The sequence below is a fragment of the Pseudoalteromonas denitrificans DSM 6059 genome (assembly GCF_900112265.1).
GTDB classification, from domain to species: Bacteria; Pseudomonadota; Gammaproteobacteria; order Enterobacterales; family Alteromonadaceae; genus Pseudoalteromonas; species Pseudoalteromonas denitrificans.
Genome location: NZ_FOLO01000021.1, coordinates 1 through 16,917 on the forward strand (window position 1 = coordinate 1; position 16,917 = coordinate 16,917).

General features: G+C 32.1%; 17 protein-coding genes. 9 read left to right on the forward strand and 8 right to left on the reverse strand.

What is annotated here, in order from left to right:
* The 4 genes from BM088_RS13720 to BM088_RS13735 all read left to right on the forward strand — a co-directional run.
* Nucleotides 1-295 (forward strand): transposase (locus BM088_RS13720; protein ID WP_281247148.1); only part of this gene is annotated, 295 nt, incomplete at its 5' end.
* A 218-nt stretch (nt 296-513) separates the two neighbouring features.
* A complete protein-coding gene (phnD, locus tag BM088_RS13725; RefSeq protein ID WP_091984924.1) occupies nt 514-1,395 on the forward strand; it encodes a phosphate/phosphite/phosphonate ABC transporter substrate-binding protein in 882 nt (293 codons plus the stop codon).
* Nucleotides 1,396-1,600: 205 nt separating this feature from the next.
* Complete coding sequence (locus tag BM088_RS13730) at nt 1,601-2,842, forward strand: sensor histidine kinase (RefSeq protein WP_177208045.1); 1,242 nt, start codon at nt 1,601-1,603, stop codon at nt 2,840-2,842.
* A gap of 42 nt (nt 2,843-2,884) precedes the next feature.
* Nucleotides 2,885-3,277 carry a response regulator gene (locus BM088_RS13735; protein ID WP_091984930.1) on the forward strand — a complete coding sequence of 131 codons (393 nt, stop codon included), beginning with the start codon at nt 2,885-2,887 and terminating at the stop codon, nt 3,275-3,277.
* A 264-nt stretch (nt 3,278-3,541) separates the two neighbouring features.
* Here the strand turns inward: BM088_RS13735 and BM088_RS13740 are convergent, their stop codons facing one another.
* Both BM088_RS13740 and BM088_RS13745 read right to left on the reverse strand, forming a co-directional pair.
* Entirely contained in the window at nt 3,542-4,036 is a 495-nt protein-coding gene (locus BM088_RS13740) for a peroxiredoxin family protein (protein WP_091984933.1), read from the reverse strand.
* Nucleotides 4,037-4,048: 12 nt separating this feature from the next.
* Nucleotides 4,049-4,420: a response regulator gene (locus tag BM088_RS13745; RefSeq protein ID WP_091984936.1), complete on the reverse strand. Its 372-nt coding sequence runs from the start codon at nt 4,418-4,420 to the stop codon at nt 4,049-4,051.
* 363 nt (nt 4,421-4,783) lie between these two features.
* Between BM088_RS13745 and BM088_RS13750 the strand changes: the two genes are divergently transcribed.
* The 3 genes from BM088_RS13750 to BM088_RS13760 are packed head-to-tail and all read left to right on the forward strand — an operon-like array spanning nt 4,784 to nt 9,016.
* Nucleotides 4,784-6,244 (forward strand): response regulator, encoded by a 1,461-nt coding sequence (locus tag BM088_RS13750; protein ID WP_091984938.1) that lies wholly within the window; start codon nt 4,784-4,786, stop codon nt 6,242-6,244.
* A complete protein-coding gene (locus tag BM088_RS13755) occupies nt 6,244-7,890 on the forward strand; it encodes a PAS domain-containing hybrid sensor histidine kinase/response regulator (protein ID WP_091984941.1) in 1,647 nt (548 codons plus the stop codon). Before BM088_RS13750 ends, BM088_RS13755 begins: the two co-directional genes overlap by 1 nt.
* A gap of 46 nt (nt 7,891-7,936) precedes the next feature.
* The gene (locus BM088_RS13760) at nt 7,937-9,016 is read left to right on the forward strand and encodes an HD domain-containing phosphohydrolase (protein WP_091984944.1); all 1,080 of its coding nucleotides are present in this window, start codon (nt 7,937-7,939) and stop codon (nt 9,014-9,016) included.
* Nucleotides 9,017-9,070: 54 nt separating this feature from the next.
* Here the strand turns inward: BM088_RS13760 and BM088_RS13765 are convergent, their stop codons facing one another.
* Complete coding sequence (locus BM088_RS13765) at nt 9,071-9,577, reverse strand: hypothetical protein (RefSeq protein WP_091984946.1); 507 nt, start codon at nt 9,575-9,577, stop codon at nt 9,071-9,073.
* 231 nt (nt 9,578-9,808) lie between these two features.
* Complete coding sequence (locus BM088_RS13770) at nt 9,809-10,063, reverse strand: putative signal transducing protein (protein WP_091984949.1); 255 nt, start codon at nt 10,061-10,063, stop codon at nt 9,809-9,811.
* Between the two features lie 660 nt (nt 10,064-10,723).
* On the opposite strand from BM088_RS13770, the gene BM088_RS27250 reads away from it, so the two are divergent.
* The gene (locus BM088_RS27250; protein WP_177208046.1) at nt 10,724-10,891 is read left to right on the forward strand and encodes a hypothetical protein; all 168 of its coding nucleotides are present in this window, start codon (nt 10,724-10,726) and stop codon (nt 10,889-10,891) included.
* Nucleotides 10,892-11,169: 278 nt separating this feature from the next.
* Here BM088_RS27250 and BM088_RS13780 read toward each other — a convergent pair whose 3' ends face one another.
* From BM088_RS13780 to BM088_RS13795, 3 genes are all read right to left on the reverse strand, one after another.
* Nucleotides 11,170-11,388 carry a hypothetical protein gene (locus tag BM088_RS13780; RefSeq protein ID WP_091984953.1) on the reverse strand — a complete coding sequence of 73 codons (219 nt, stop codon included), beginning with the start codon at nt 11,386-11,388 and terminating at the stop codon, nt 11,170-11,172.
* A gap of 1,046 nt (nt 11,389-12,434) precedes the next feature.
* Nucleotides 12,435-12,641: a hypothetical protein gene (locus BM088_RS13790; RefSeq protein WP_143085077.1), complete on the reverse strand. Its 207-nt coding sequence runs from the start codon at nt 12,639-12,641 to the stop codon at nt 12,435-12,437.
* 293 nt (nt 12,642-12,934) lie between these two features.
* Nucleotides 12,935-13,843, reverse strand: a complete 909-nt coding sequence (locus BM088_RS13795) for a hypothetical protein (protein WP_091984960.1) — start codon at nt 13,841-13,843, stop codon at nt 12,935-12,937.
* A 997-nt stretch (nt 13,844-14,840) separates the two neighbouring features.
* On the opposite strand from BM088_RS13795, the gene sbcB reads away from it, so the two are divergent.
* Nucleotides 14,841-16,292, forward strand: coding sequence for an exodeoxyribonuclease I (sbcB, locus tag BM088_RS13800; protein ID WP_091984964.1), 1,452 nt, complete (start codon nt 14,841-14,843; stop codon nt 16,290-16,292).
* Nucleotides 16,293-16,365: 73 nt separating this feature from the next.
* On the opposite strand, the gene yfbV is transcribed toward sbcB, so the two are convergent.
* Nucleotides 16,366-16,812, reverse strand: coding sequence for a terminus macrodomain insulation protein YfbV (gene yfbV, locus BM088_RS13805; protein WP_091984967.1), 447 nt, complete (start codon nt 16,810-16,812; stop codon nt 16,366-16,368).
* Between the last annotated feature and the right edge of the window lie 105 nt (nt 16,813-16,917).

A 16,917-nucleotide genomic window follows, 5' to 3' on the forward strand; every position in this document is an offset into this window, starting at 1 on the left:
CAAAGAGTTAAATGAAAAACTAAAGGAACTCGATGTAGATTTGATTACAACAGTTCGAAAAAACATGAAGTCGAAAGCCATGTCAGCCTTCGATAGAGCCATGTTATCAAAGAGATACATCATTGAAACTATCAATGACCAGTTGAAGAATATATCTCAAATAGAACATAGTCGCCATCGCAGTGAAACAAGTTTCATGCTCAACTTGATATCTGGAATAGTGGCTTATTGCTTAAAGAAACAGAAGCCGTGTATAAAACTATCAGCAGATGTATTTGGTATGATGCCAGACTAATAAATAGCTCTGCTTAACCAGATCTCAGGTTAATTATTCATATTGGCTCATTTTGTTTTACTTTCTTACGATATAAATCATAACGCCCTTTCTTTATATATATCGCTTAACTAGAACAGCATCTAAACAATACCTAAATAAAACTCATCGACTATACTAAGTTGAAAGTTTATTCATATCGAATGCTAGCTTAAATTCTCTTGTAAAAGGTTAATTCAATGAAGAAATATTGGATCACTTTCACTCTCATTTTGTGTGTGCTGCTCATCCTATTTAAATTTTCATTTAACAGTAACAGTAACAGTGATCTAACCACCCTTCGAATAGCCGTTTTACCTGATCAGTCACACAGTGCCTTAAAAGATAAATACACACCATTATTAGCCTACCTTTCTGAATACACAAAATTAAAAACAACACTTATTATTCCAAATTCTTATCAAGAATTAGTAACTATATTTAAACAAGGGAAAGTCGACTTGGCCTATTTAGGTGGCCTTACCTTTTTACAAGTTAGCGAAGATGAAAAGGCGAAAGCACTTGTAATGAGAGAAATCGACACACGTTTTAGCTCTTGGTTTATAGTTAAAAATAACAGTGGTTTTGAAAAAATAAAGCAATTAGAAGGACAATCATTTTCATTTGGGAGTAATTTATCAACATCTGGACATTTAATGCCCAGGCATTATTTATCAACTGAATATAAGATAGTTCCTGAGTCATTTTTTGATCAAGTAAAATTCTCCAATGGGCATGATAAAACTGTATATGATGTACTAGAGGGGAAAGTGTCAGGTGGAGCTGTCAACTCAATTGTTTATTTACAGATGCTATCCGAAAAAAGAATATCTGATTCAGACATTAAAGTAATTTGGAAGTCTCCCCCCTATCCAGATTATGTATGGGCTGTAAAATCAAACTTGAATGAAACCGACAGGAATAAAATACGCAATGCTTTTTTATCCCTATCCCCTTCAAGTATCGATGATAAAAAAATACTGGATAAACTTGGCGCTAGTTATTTTTTACCCGCTAAAATTAAAGATTTTAAAATGCTTAAAGATGTAGCCATAGGTCAAAAGTTATTGAGTGAAAATTAAGATGTTTCAAAAGCAAAACATTTTATGGGTCACTAAGATCCGTAACGTGATCATAAGAGGCACTTTGTCTCTTATAATGCTAATTACTATCACTTTTTTTTCTATAATTTGGCAAACAAATAAAAATAGCCAAACTTTATATCTGTTAAATAACTACCACTTACAAAGTATTTCATTATATATAACATCCATGGAAAAGTACCGATTGATTGAAAGTTTAATATTGGCTAAAAATATACCTCATTTTCAACTATTATTAGGGGGTAAATTCTTTGATATAAATTCAACTTTGCTTAAAATTAACCAAGATATAAAAACAGTTATTAATTTACAAAAACAATTTAATAACAAACAACTAGAATCAATCTCTCAAGCTATTTTCAATAAAACACAAGTTTTACACCAAGCATTAAGTAATAAGGTAGATTTTGAGCTTTCATTAGCGCATTTTAATGCACTTAGCTCTTTAATCATCAGTTTACAACAAGCAATATCTCTTCATAGCAATATAAGAGATGAACTATTGCTTAATAATAAAAATACCGAAGAGTATCTGTATCGAAACTTACTCATTTTATTACTAATCGCTTGTTCTATTTTTAGTTATATTTTCTTTGCATTCATCAAAGCAATCAACAAAATCACAAATGAAAAAATAAAGTTAGATGCTAAATTAGAGACATACTCAATAGAATTAGAAAGTGAAGTAAAAAAAAGAACAGAATTACTTTTACAAGCAAAAGAAAAAGTTGCAGAGTCAAATAAAATGGCAGCGTTAGGTAAAGTCGCAAATGGCATGGCTCATGAAATCAACAGCCCAATCTTTGAAATCAGTATGATTGCCGAAAGAGTCATACGACTATCAAAAAAAGAAGGTCTTGCGAACATTGAAAGCCCAATGGAGCAAATCATCAATAGTGTACGCCATGTTTCTGAGCTGATAGGTAATTTATTAAAGTTTTCTAGAGCTTCAACAGATGACAAGTTTGAAAATGTTAAAATTAAAAATATAATTGATGATGTACTCTCTTTAAATAAAGAACGTTTCACATTAACTTCTGCCACTTTAAAAGTGAGTTATGAAAATGATTGCAACAATACATTTCTTTATTGCCAAAAGCTTCAGATCAGCCAAGTTTTAATTAATTTATTAAACAATTCATTTGATGCCATTGAAATGCAGCCTATTAAATACATTAATATTTTAGTCTCAGAAATTAAAAATGATATGTTTATCACTGTACAAGACAGTGGTAAAGGTGTGCCTCCACAGATTCAAAAAAATATATTTGAACCAATGTTTACCTCCAAAGATGTTGGAAAAGGCACTGGATTAGGCTTAAGCATTTCTTCGTCTATAATAGCGAAACATCAAGGAGAGTTATACTACGATAATCAAAGTAAAAGCTGTCAATTTGTGATCCGTTTACCCAAAAACTCATCATAAAAAAATATATATTAAAAGTAGCAATAAATTGAAGAGGTCGTTATGCGTAATTCTATTTTAGTTGTGGATGATATAGAAGGTGTTAGGAGAGAAATTACTTACTTATTAGAAGAAGAGAATTATTTAGTTACTCAAGCTGAAAATGGTAAAGAAGCAATGAATATTCTCACGCAACAAAACATTCATTTAGTTATTACAGATATATTAATGCCTGAAATGGACGGCTTTGAGCTTTGTAAATTTCTAGAAAACAATTTCCCTGAAATTTCGATTATTATTATTTCTGGTGGAGGTAGTACTTATAAAAAAAATATTAATGATCTTGATAGACTTTTAACTCAGGCACAAAAATTAACCCAAGCAAAAGTAATACTAAAAAAACCATTTTCATCAGAAAAATTATTGTCAAAAGTCAACTTCCTTTTAAATAAATAAAGAAGTGCAAAAAATAATAACAACGACTTCCATTGAAGTCAGTTCAAGTCGAGAATTTCGAGTACTTTATTTTTACAATTTTAAATTTATTGATAAATTAAGATGAAAATAATATAAAAAAATGTCTAACGTAAACATAGTTTACTCAAATTTAAATGGCTGAAAACTGATTAAACATACTGATAATAAAAACTTTAAAACAGAATTAAACAATTAGCTTTACTAGTGACTGATTCTAAAAACACTAAATATTTAGTTTTAGTTTTATATTGAAAACCACCTAGAAATATTTGCTTTACTGGTTGTGTTTATATCTTGGGGTTGCTTCTCCACATTAAGAAGGGTTATAACTGAGTCCTCAACTAACATAGCAAAGCGTGTCGATCTAATGCCGAGACCTAAATCCGACAGATCAATATTTAGTCCTATTTTTTTTGTAAATTCAGCATTTGTATCCGTCAACATAATTATTTCATCAGTAAGGCCTAAGCTTTTTGCCCAGGCACTCAATACAAAAGGGTCTGTAACACAGATACAAAATACTTCATCTATTATTTTTTCATCTTTTAACTGTTTAGCATAAGGAATAAAATCAGGTAAATGCTGCTTTGTACAGATAGGCGTAAATGCACCAACGCCGCCAATAACGAATATTTTTTTACCATCAAATAATACTGATGTAGGAAAGGTATCTATTCTATTAGAACTAAGCGTTTTAAATTGACTTTCTGGCAGTTTTTGATTAATTAAAGAATTCATTACTCCTCCATTTTAGAAATAGCTCATAATTTTAGTTTTTAAGTTCACTATATCAAAGGGTTTAAATTCAACATCATTACAACCTACGTCCAAAGCATGTTTTTCAATATTTACATCATTGTCTGCGGTTAGCAAAATAATGGGAATATTTTTAAAATTTACATTATTTTTTAAAATATGCGTTGCTTCCAAACCACTCATTAATGGCAGGTCTTTATCCATTAAAATCAAATCTGGAATATCAGTATAAACCCACTCTAATCCTTCCTCTGCTGTTTCTTTAATACTAAGTTCAAACCCTTTGAAGTTTCTAAAAATTACCTTCATAAGCAATATATTTGATGGATTGTCTTCTATATACAAAACCTTATTATTTATTTCCATATCAAATGAACAAATAAATGTCTATTTAAATCAGTGTAGATAATAAATTGGACTATTACACATTAAAACATATGAGTTTTAGATCATTCATCATTTTTAAAATAGATGCGGTTTTAGGAAAGCCCTCAAAATTTTAAGTAAAGGAAAGGAAAAATCAATGACAGTGCCTATACTCTTATCTTAAAGAAATAAATATAAAATGTGTCATAACGCCAATAAATAAACCTTTAAAATACCAACTTTACTTATAAAGTTTATTAATGAGGTCTATTAAATAAACGTTCCATGAAATTTTTTAAAGAGATGAATGCAATAATTACATTGTTAATTCAACACATTTAAAACTTGAAATAGAAGAGTGTAATGGCAACTTTTAATGAGTCAAATGTGAATAATGAACTACAGGCAAATTTCATACGTCGTTTGCCTAAAAAGATTAATGAAATAACTAATTTATCAAGAAAGGTTTTTGACAATTCAGCTTGTGATTCAAGTATTAAGGAATTGCATATCAAGGCACATAACTTAGCTGGTGCAAGTGGCACATATGGTGCAATTCAAATAGGTGCGATTGCAAAAAAAATAGACGAACTGCTTAGCCAAAATCTCAAAGACAGTGATTTATCCTCTGTAATAAAAAAAATAAATGAGCCGTTAGATAATTACATTAATCAGCTTCTAAGGGCATTACACGATTGGAAACCAAGCCCAGTAACTTTTCCCCCCCCAAAAAATGTCATAGAGTCTAGTCAGTTTAATAGTTTCCTCTATTTAGTCGAGGATGATGAATTGCTGATCCCTGGTCTTGTATCTGCTCTAGAGCGCTTCGATTATAAAGTTTTTCACTTCATTAATATTCGCGATTTTGAATTAGCCTGCGTAAAAGAAATGCCTTCAGCAATCATAATGGATATGGTTTTTAAAGAAGGTCAATCTGCAGGGGCCGATATTATTTTTAAGCTAAAAGAGTCATTAATTGACCTACCACCTGTCATTTTTATTTCAGTACGAAATGATTTTGATATTCGATTAGCTGCAGCTAGAGCTGGTGCACATCGTTATTTCACAAAGCCTCTTAATATGAGCAAATTAATTGGTACATTGAATGGCTTAACACAACGCGTGTCTATTAAACCTTATCGTGTATTAATTGTTGATGATGACAGATTATCATTAGAGTTATATAAGGGCATACTCACAGATTCAGGAATGCATGTTTGTATTCTTTCTGATCCCAAAGAAACCTTAAGCAAATTATCTGAGTTTAATCCAGACATTTTACTACTTGATGTTTATATGCCTAATTGCACAGGACCTGAATTAGCACAAGTTATTCGTCAAGACGATGCCTATACAATGATGCCAATAATGTTTTTATCAGCAGAGTCTGATTTAAATAAACAGCTTAGCGCGATGGATCTTGGAGGTGATGATTTTTTAGTAAAGCCAGTTGAGCCAATTCATCTTATATCTGCAGTAACTGTACGCGCAAAGAGATCACGTTGGTCTATGCGTATAAATAAAGATTTAAAAAATGCTCTCAGAGAAAGTGAATATCAGCTTGCAACGATGAACCAACATGACATTGTGAGTGTGACGGATATAAAAGGTAGGATCACAAGTGTAAATGACAAATTTTGCCAAATCAGTGGCTATAGCCGCAAAGAGCTCATAGGACAAAACCACAGAATATTAAAATCACACTACCATAACGATACTTTTTATAAAAAATTATGGGATACAATATCAAATGGCAGCATATGGCGAGGCATAATTTGCAATTGTAAAAAAATGGTGACAAATATTGGGTTGAATCAACCATAGTGCCATTTTTAGATGAATTTGGAACGCCTTATAAATACGTTGCAGCCCGAACAGATATAACAGCTTTACGAGAAAGTGAAGAACGACTTTTTAGAAGTCAAAAATTTGCACATATAGGAACGTGGGACTTAGACTTAGTTAAAAACGAGATATATTGGTCCGAGGGGGTAAGTGATTTATTTGGTATTAAACAAAAAACGTCTAGGATAACGTATGAAAAATATATAAATACCATACTAGAGGAAGACAGGGTAAAAGTAATTAAAGCCATAAAGAATTGTAAAGAATTAGATAAAGATTATTCGACAGAGTATAGAGTTATATGGCAAGACGGTAGCTTACATTGGCTACATGAAATAGGAAATATTCTTTGTGATGAAAGTGGCCGTCCATTACATATGATGGGAATTGTTCGCGATATTACAAAACGTAAAGTAGCTGAATTAGGTATGATTTCTGCTCGTGAAGAAGCTGAAAATGCGAACCAAGCTAAGTCACAGTTTCTATCTAGTATGAGTCATGAACTTCGAACTCCCTTAAATGCAATTATTGGGTTTACTCAAATTTTAGAAATGGAAACTGATCCTCCGTTAAGTGAGTCTCAACAAGACGATGTAGAGGAAATATCGGCAGCAGGTAAACATTTACTTAAACTTATAAATGAAATTTTAGATCTTGCCAAAATAGAAGCTGGTGAAACCGCCTTATCGATAGGCAGTATCGGTGTAGAAGAAACGCTTTTCAGTACGCTTAAACTCATCAGCTCTTTAGCTGAAAAACGTGGTATTAAAATATTTACGCACAGTGAAGGACAAGCAATAAACTTAATACACATAGAAAAGTCAAACACGTTTGTTCAAGCAGATAAAACAAGGTTTAAACAGGCATTACTGAATTTGTTAAGTAATGCTGTGAAGTACAATTATGAAAATGGAAAGATTGTAATTAACATCGAAGCGATAGAACTCGGAAAAATAAGGGTCTCAGTTTCTGACTCTGGTAAAGGATTATCACCAGAACAACAATCACAATTATTCACCGCATTTAATCGCTTAGAAATGAATACTAGTGATATCGAAGGGACTGGTATTGGTTTAGTTATTACTAAAAATATTATAGAGCTTATGGGTGGTCAAATTGGCGTTAAAAGCCAATTAAATAAAGGGACAACCTTTTGGATAGAACTTCCAAGTAAAGAGAGTATTTATATGCAAAAAAAAACGACTGAAGAATCTATTTCAGCCCACCTCAAGACCCACTCTATAAAAAAGCAATATGTTATCTTATATATTGAAGATAATCCTTCAAACTTAAAATTAATACAACGAATACTTGAAAGTCACTCCCAGTTTAAAATTATCAGTTCATATGATGGTAAAGAAGGGATCGAAATTGCACTAAATGAATCTCCAGACTTGATTTTACTAGATATTAATATTCCTAGTTTAAACGGTTTTGAAGTATTAAAAGAACTCAAAAATACAAATACAACACAGCATATTCCAATAATAGCCTTAAGCGCTAACGCTATGCTAAGCGACATTCAAAAAGGATTAGACTCAGGGTTTATTAACTACCTAACAAAACCGATTGATATCGAAATTTTTTGGGATGCAATTTTCAACGCACTCAAAATAAACCATTAAAATTATGCAATTTTTTCACTTAAAAAGCGAAACATGGTGATATAAAATGAATGAATTTAGCAAAGACTTAAACACTGAATTACAAAAGGCAAAGATTCTTATCGTTGATGATGAATTCACCAACATTAAGTTACTAAAAAAAATGTTATCGATGAACGGTTATTCAAACCTTTTTTATACAGAAGACCCAACTTTAGCTCTGCCATTATATCTTGAAAATCAAATTGATTTAGTTTTACTCGACCTGAACATGCCACAACTTAACGGTTTTGGTGTGATGCAGCTGTTGATGTCATTACAAAATGAAAAAAAACCATCTATTATTGTTTTAACTGCTCAACATGCACAACAATTCAGACAAGAAGCGCTCGACCAAGGCGCCAGAGACTATATAACAAAACCATTTAATACCAAGGAGCTTCTTTCACGAGTTCGTAATTTATTAGAAGTTGATTTTGCACACAACTATTTATCACATCAAAATCGTATTTTAGAAGAAAAAGTCAATGCTAAAACCCAAGAGTTGCGTATATCGCAATTACAAACTGTAAGACATTTGGGTAGAGCTGCTGAATATAGAGACAATGAAACAGGCCTGCATATTATTCGCATGAGTAAAATGGCATGTGTACTCGCCAAGGCTGCCGGTTTAGAAGAAAGTGAATGTGAGCTATTACTTAATGCGGCCCCAATGCACGATATTGGAAAGATAGGTATTCCAGACCATATCCTACTAAAACCGGGTAATTTCCTACCAGAAGAGTGGAAAATCATGCAGACTCATGCACAAATTGGCGCTAATGTACTTATCAATGATGATTCGCTATTAATGAAAATGGCTCATACAATTGCGATTAGCCATCATGAGAAATGGAATGGCAAAGGATATCCCAACGGTTTAAAAGGAGACGAAATACCATTTGTTGGACGAGTAACTGCACTTGCTGACGTTTTTGATGCCCTCACATCTTCAAGACCCTATAAGCATGCTTGGTCGGTAGAAAAAGCTGTTGAGCTGATTAAAACCGAAAAGGGCCAGCATTTTGAACCTTTTTTAGTTGATGTTTTTCTACAAGTATTACCAGAGTTAGTTGAAATAAAAGAAAAATATGCAGAACCTGAGTAGGTATGAACAAGATAAATTAGCTGATAAATTAATAGATTTCCCAATGCAAAAGTGTTATTTAATCGTCGATTTTTCTAATGTGATAACAGAATCATCTTTACCTTCTTTACTAAGGTAAGTTTCACGCCTTGTCACTGAATTAATAGCGGTGGTAAATTCAAAACTTAAGGCATGTTGATGTGAATTATCTAAGCTCAATAAATTTGTTGCATCTTGATACTTAAAAGAAACCTGATTCTCTGAACCTGATTTTAACATTTTAAGCCTAGGTTGATTTCCTTGAGGGCAATAATGTGTTGCTAACAAGTCATCCCCATCTTGGTGATAAAGTGTTAAAGAATGCATATTACCTTTATACTTCCAACTTTCGACTAAAACCGAATTGTTAGCTGTTAACTCAAAAGTAATTTGAAAGTTTTCTTCACTAGTGCCAGTCTTTTTCCAAGCGCCAACCAGTGATTTCATCTTGGTAAAGGCTTTTTCAGTAACATCACTGTTTGCGATACAAGGTAATGTAGATACACATAATAGAAAAATTAAAACTTGCTTAAAAGCTTTCATAAATCCTCTTATTACTATTATTCTTATCGATAAGCAAAAGCAATATGGCAGCCGATTAACTAAAATCTTTTTTGCAACCAAATTACATTATACGGATATAATAACTCAGGTGAGAAATAACCCTTACACCCAAGCCTTTTTACATTTCTTTTGAAGTCACCGCAGATATTAGCAATAAAAAGTGAAATAAAGCGGAGTCTTTCTTCATCTACTCAGTTTTATCGTTTTTAATCAAGCAACCTTAGATTTACACTCAACATCTAAAATTAATGACAAATCGTCTTTCAAAATTGATTTTGCTTCATCTTCATGTTCTTTTTCGACAAAGACACAAACACCTCCTACTACATCAGAATATGACCATTGCAGACTAGGAGTATGTTCATCACCTATAAATGCAGTGATACCAGCACATTCTAATGATACTTTGGCTATATTAGCATCCAGTGGATATAAATATTTTGCAACAACGATAAGATTACTCATCACTCTCCAGTCAAAAATAACAATATATTATGTCGACGCATTCGTGAGCTGCGCCTCATAATCTTCATTTATTGGGCGACAATATCATATAGTTTCAAAATATTAGAAGTAATATATTTGTAAAGTTGTTACAAACTGTTCATAGATAACAATACGTTTTCTTTTACACCGCTTTAATGCAACTCTTTTTTTTTAACAAACTTTTAATTCAACACCATTGTAATTAACAATTTAAACATCATTTTATGAGGCAATAACAGTGTGAAAAAAGTACAAAAAAAACATTAATCTTCTCCTGTTTTTTTATCAAACAGCCAAAAGTTCGACTTATAATGTTACAGGATCAAAAATTATTTCTGTACACTTTCAGATATCGCTACTCATTCGTCATTTTTATATTTAATTTAAAAAATCATCATCATTTTAAATACTAAACCAAATGATCCATCAAAGACGAAACTTATTCACAGAAACGGTGGACAAAAGATGTATAACAGGGACAACCCCAGTAAAAATGCACTTTGTTATTTTGCCAGTTTTAATTTAATTTTATTTTATTATTGTCTTGAAATTATCTATCACTGTCTTGGCGTCATCTGGGAAAGTCCGATTTTAATATATTATTTTCACTTCTATAAACGACACAATAATGAAATAAGTTTGAAACCCATATTAAATAAAAAGAAAATTAAAGATTTATCTAAAGATAATAGAGCTTTATCGGGATATATGACCCCTCAAATCAGAGGAGGCGTTGAGCCATCAGATATCCTAGTATCTGATGCTGGTTGTAAAAAGAGCCTAGATTGTCCAATATCCGGCCTTTAATTTTGCTAAAATAAAATTGTAGAATAAAGCTGTATTCACAGCTTTAAAATATGCAAGCGCTTAAATTATGAACAACATCTAAAATACATAATTATTTTTAATTCATATTGCTCTATTATCCCTCAACTTATCAGTTTTGTTGGGACTAAAGCACATAAATAGCTGTTTTATAAAAAACTGATACTTTTTAAAGTAGCAAAGATAGATAAATATATAGATCGATGGCATTTGTATTTAAATTTGTATCGACGACCCATCATCAAGATATATCACATATTTTAACCTTCACTATATTTACTGGCTCTTAAGTCTATTTCTTTTTGGTAATCTTGCTGAAGTTCAACTAAATCTCGTAATGACTTAAGACCTAATTCACGAGACTCTAGATCATTTTCGCTTTCTAATTTAACACCCAGTTCAGTCGCTTCTTTAACGATTCTATTATTGATAGTAACTAATTCTTCATCAGATAATTCGGAGATATTTAGTTTAGTCATGTTTGAAACTCCTTGTTTCATTATCTATTTTTAATTTAAATACAATACTTGTTTAATCATTTAAAAACAATTAATTACTGGATTATTTTTAACTTCATACAAGTTTTAATTCTAGCTAAAGAAATAAAAAATAGCATTATAAAATTTCGTTTTAAACAAAATCTAAAAATTTATATCAATCTCCAAATGCAATTTAGTTAACTATAACATTAAAGAATTTCATTATTTATAGTCTCAAGTTTTTTAATTCCTTTGCGATAATCCAGATATACATGAATTAATAAACCGAGAACTTTAAGTCTTTATATTAAACTCACTCAAAAGTTCTTTTATCCACAGCTCCCCAACCAAGATAAACGTTGAAAAATAACCCCCTAATTTTGATACTCTATCGATTTCTTATTTCGATAATTACGGCAAAAACTAGCACAGGAAAACGTAATAAATAAATTAAAAACGCCATTTTTTACTTAATTTATAATGATGTTTAGTTGCTATTAGTGATGCTATAGTTAGTACTATGAATAAACTTGTGCTTAATATTGAAAATTTTACAAAACTATATACAGCCCAAAAAAACAAAACAGCTGTGATCCCCAACCAAATTATTCTCATTAACCCTCCAAACTTATACATTGCCATTTTTTTACTCATGCAATCCACTTGCCCTAAAAAATGACACCAAATTAAATAATCGCTATTGCGCTATGTTAACGAGTGGGATAGCAATATTATTCCTATTGGGTTTGTCGGATATGCATAACTTAATTTTTAGAGCAAAGTTTGAACTGATCATCGAATGTATTCTGCCAAAAAAAGTACCTTATGGACTTAAGAGTCAAAAAACTTCTAGTGAGTGGTAATAACAAAATTTTGGTTCCAAATAATATTTAGGGGCTGATTTTGATTACAAAAGATTTAAGACTGAATAATTGTAAAAGTACACACGCGATAAAGTGCGCACATAATGCGTTTGTTGAACCTATGACACTCAGTTATGAACAAAGCAATTCTAGTTGATAGTATTGGCTATATTTTTTCAAAAATTAAATAGCTGGATCAAACTCAACTAGTTCAACTGGAAGTTGATTTTCTTCATAACGTTGAACATAGCATTCAGCACGATTAATGCCGCCAAAGACTGTTTTTAAATTGTTATATGCCTGACTTTGAACGTCTAGCGGGTGATTTGTTGTGGCCAAGGATAACCACGTTTTTACTAAAGTCAGCGGAGGAGTCTCTTTATTCATCATGCAAATCCTTTTACAGTGGAATTTTAAATGTAGTACCTTTTATGTGTTCTATCAAATAAACCACTTAATACAAAATTATAAATATGCATATAAAACAGCCATTACGCTTGTTTAAATGTTGAATGCTATTTTTCGGGCTTTCTATTAATTGATTTTAATGAAAAGAAATTTGCACTTCAAAATACATCATTCGCAAAGGAGAACATATGTTTATTTATAATCTGCCTATCTCCAAACTCTTAATAAGAGTCTTAGTGACAGGCAGTTAGATATTCTTTTTTACAGTTTAATAATTACCCACATGGCACTATTTTGACGTAATGAGTAGTTCCTCCGCCAGTTGTCACTGAACCAGACTCTCTACAGTAACTACCGCTACCGCTACCGCCACTACTGCCTCCACCTCCGCCTGAAGCACCACCACCTCCGCCAGAAATCGGGTCACCATTATCACCATCACCACCGCCACTGTTACCGCCTACGCTATCAGAATTAATTGCGCCAGTTAATATATCACCAATATTATAAAGTATACCATCCCTTATAAGCAGCTCAGCTTTTCCTAATCGTGTTACAACAATATCTCCAGGTCTTAAATTAGTTGGAGTATAACCTTTAAAAGTCTCAGAGATACCCATGCCTATAAGCGTACCTGAAACTCCTGTAGCTATAACGCCATGCTGTAGATAATAATTTAACGCTTTTACAGTTAAAAATCCTATTTTAGCTGCTGGGATTGCAGTAATCGCATTTACTACAAAATTGTAATGAATTCTTTTAGCCGTATTGTGACTATCAATATCTTGTTGTGTAAGAGTATAAGTATATTGAAAATTATTAAGATAGTTATTTATAGTAGACGTTATATGTTCTTTCTCCCAATCATGACAATTAAAATCATTATCATTTTCACAAAGAAGTGCACCATCCATTGTCGAATCAGTATCTTTACTCTCCTGAGTATCATGCTTTCTTAAATTCTTTAAAGTTTTGAACTCTTGATAAGTCATAGAATCTACATTAACTTGAGAATCGCTAATATAAAAAATACTCGAATTTGAAAGTGGTGTAGATTCATCTATGAACTGCTCGATAGTACGTTCTGTATTACAATTTAAAGGGTTGCACTCTAAATAAAATTCATCTTGTGCAGATGCGTTAAATGAGCAGCTAATCCCAATAGCCAGTAATAGTTTTTTCATTATTTTTCTTTCCATAATTTTTGTGGCGTATAGTAAGCCCTATAACGCTTATATAAGTATCGAGGGTCAAATATAGTGATGTTATTTCATAAAATTAAAGCTGATTCTTTTGAGTAAGGTTTTTAGGTATTTTTAAACATTTATTAAAATATCTTTAGCTAATAAGGTAGAAGATTCAACGTTACTTCTTTTCAAAAATACTTGATCAATGATAACCATCAAAGCCATACAAAATAACCTAGAACAATAGAAGTTCTTAATTAACTCTTTACGTTTATAACGGCGAGAATCTTACTTTAAAACTTTATAATTTCTAGGTAATTTAAAGCCAATATTAGATAGATTTAAGTCATCAAATCAGGTTTACAGGGCTTATAACAAAGACTTTTAGATTATCTATAAATTAAAACTTTCCATAACTGTACCACTACAAACCTGCACCGACTTTAACTGGGTTTATTCGTATATCTAAAAGAAAGTGACTATCGTGATTGCTTGCCTAGTTTTCGTATCAATTTTTATGTTTTTGTCTTGAACAAAAACAAAATGAAATTATCTGTCACAAATAATAATGCCAAACGTCATTCTAAAAGTGATGATTTTAAATCTGTTTTAATCTAATTATCAAAAACAGCCACAGAGTAATTTAAGATCAAACCTCATAACTATTTATTAATGACAGCCAAAATCAGAAGGGAAAGTACATATGGATCATGAAAGTACATATGTCCAATACATAGCCATATAAAACCTGAGATACTTAATTTTATAAAAATTTTCTTCGACCATAAAACCCTGTATTTAATACACCAATTACTCAACAACTAAAATTCAATAAGGTGCCTCTAGACTAAAACCAACACATAAAATTTTGCAGCCCATAAAGAGATAAAATAGCTCATCATAAGAAAAATTATCAAGCTTACATCTTTTTCATTTACAGTTATAATCCCGTCATAGATAGCGTTTTAAAACAAGCCAATAATAAAAGAGTATTATGGACACATATAACGAAAACCCGCCACAAGATACAATTTACTGGCACGATTATGAGACTTTTGGGGCTAATCCACAAAAAGATCGTCCTAGCCAATTTGCAGGTATTCGCACCGATTTTGATTTAAATATAATTGGCGAGCCGCTTATTATTTATTGCAAGCCTGCACCTGATTTTTTACCGCACCCAGAAGCTTGTTTAATTACAGGGATCACTCCACAACATGCTCAAAAACATGGTTTAATTGAAGCCGAATTTATAAAAAAAATTCACAATGAATTTAGTATCAATAAAACCTGTGTTGCAGGGTATAACAGTATTCGATTTGACGATGAAGTGACACGTTATACTTTATATCGTAACTTTTATGATCCCTATGCGCGAGAATGGCAAAATGGAAATAGTCGTTGGGATATCATAGATTTAGTACGTGCTTGCTATGCGCTCCGCCCTGAGGGGATCAATTGGCCATTAAAAGAAGATGGTAGCCCAAGCTTCAAATTAGAAGACCTGACTAAAGCGAATGGCATAGCACATGAAGCCGCACATGACGCTTTATCCGATGTTTTAGCCACGATTGCCTTAGCAAAATTAATAAAAGAAAAGCAACCTAAACTCTATCAATTCATTTTTGATTTACGTCTTAAAAAGCAAGCTGCTGATTTAGTTGATATCCATAACATGACACCTCTCGTACATACATCATCAATGATCCCTTCAACACAGGGCTGTACGAGCTGGATGGCACCAATGGCCTTTCATCCTGTCAATAAAAATGCTGTTATTTGTTATAATTTAACTTACGATCCAACCCCATTACTTGAACTCAACAGTGATGAGATACAAAAAAGATTATATACGTCAAAAGCTGATTTAAGTCCTGACGAATTACCTATAGGTTTAAAACTTGTTCATTTAAATAAATGCCCAGTACTTGCCCCAGCAAAAACCTTATTACCTGAAAATGCACAGCGTTTAGGTATAGATAGAGAGCAATGTTTAACTAATCTCGCTCTATTAAAAGCCAATACAGATTTAAGACAAAAAGTCATTGATGTATTTGCACAAACAAGAGATTTTGCTCAAACAACTAACCCTGATTATCAGTTATATAATGGTTTTACTTCAAGAAACGATAAACACACCTTTGAGTTGATCCATGAAACAAAACCTGAAGACTTAGGTCATTTACAGCTCACATTTGAAGACAAGAAATTTGATAAAATGTTTTTTCGTTATCGCGCGCGTAACTGGCCTGAAAACTTAACCACGCAAGAGCTAGAAACCTGGCGTACTTACTGTAAAGACAAAATAATGCATGGAGAAGATCAGCCTTCTATCGATGCACAAGACTTTATGCTAACGCTTGAAAACTTAGTACATGAACATGAAGGCAACGACACTAAGCTCTCTATTTTGAAAGCTTTGTATCATTGGGCACAAAATATTTAATTTTATAGATCACAAACAAAAAAACCCGCAATAGTCATTGCGGGTTTTTGTTATTCATCACTGTAAATAAAAATTAAAACATATCTCGCGTGAAAGCTTTATCCATTTTCTCAAACATTTCTTTTAATAAACTCGCAAGTTCAAAATACTTAGGTCGTGCACTACTAATATTTGGTTTATGACCATTCTCTTGCATTTTAACTTCTATTTCACGATACCAATTAGCCAAACTAGGGGGTAATAAAGTATCTGAACGTTTCCCTAACCAAAGATAACCTTGCGCTGGCAACGATAAAAAAAACAAACTACAAGCTAGCGCCTGAGGTAAATAATCAGACCCAAAAAATTGAATCTGAACTAACATGCTAACTAAAGCTAAAGCGGGCATAACTTGCATTGCCAATTGAGTTGCTTTTATCACGCGGCGTTCTATAAATATAGGAGCTAACTCAATGCGATCTGGCCATAATTTGCTATAGCTTTGACCTTCTTTTAGTTGCACCATCAAAGTTTTTTGCATAGTGACTCCTCATAAAATAACTTACTTAAAATTGGTCTACATCAATTCAAAAATCCTTATATAGTATAGACTATACCACAGCTAGCGGATTTATCCTTATCACCT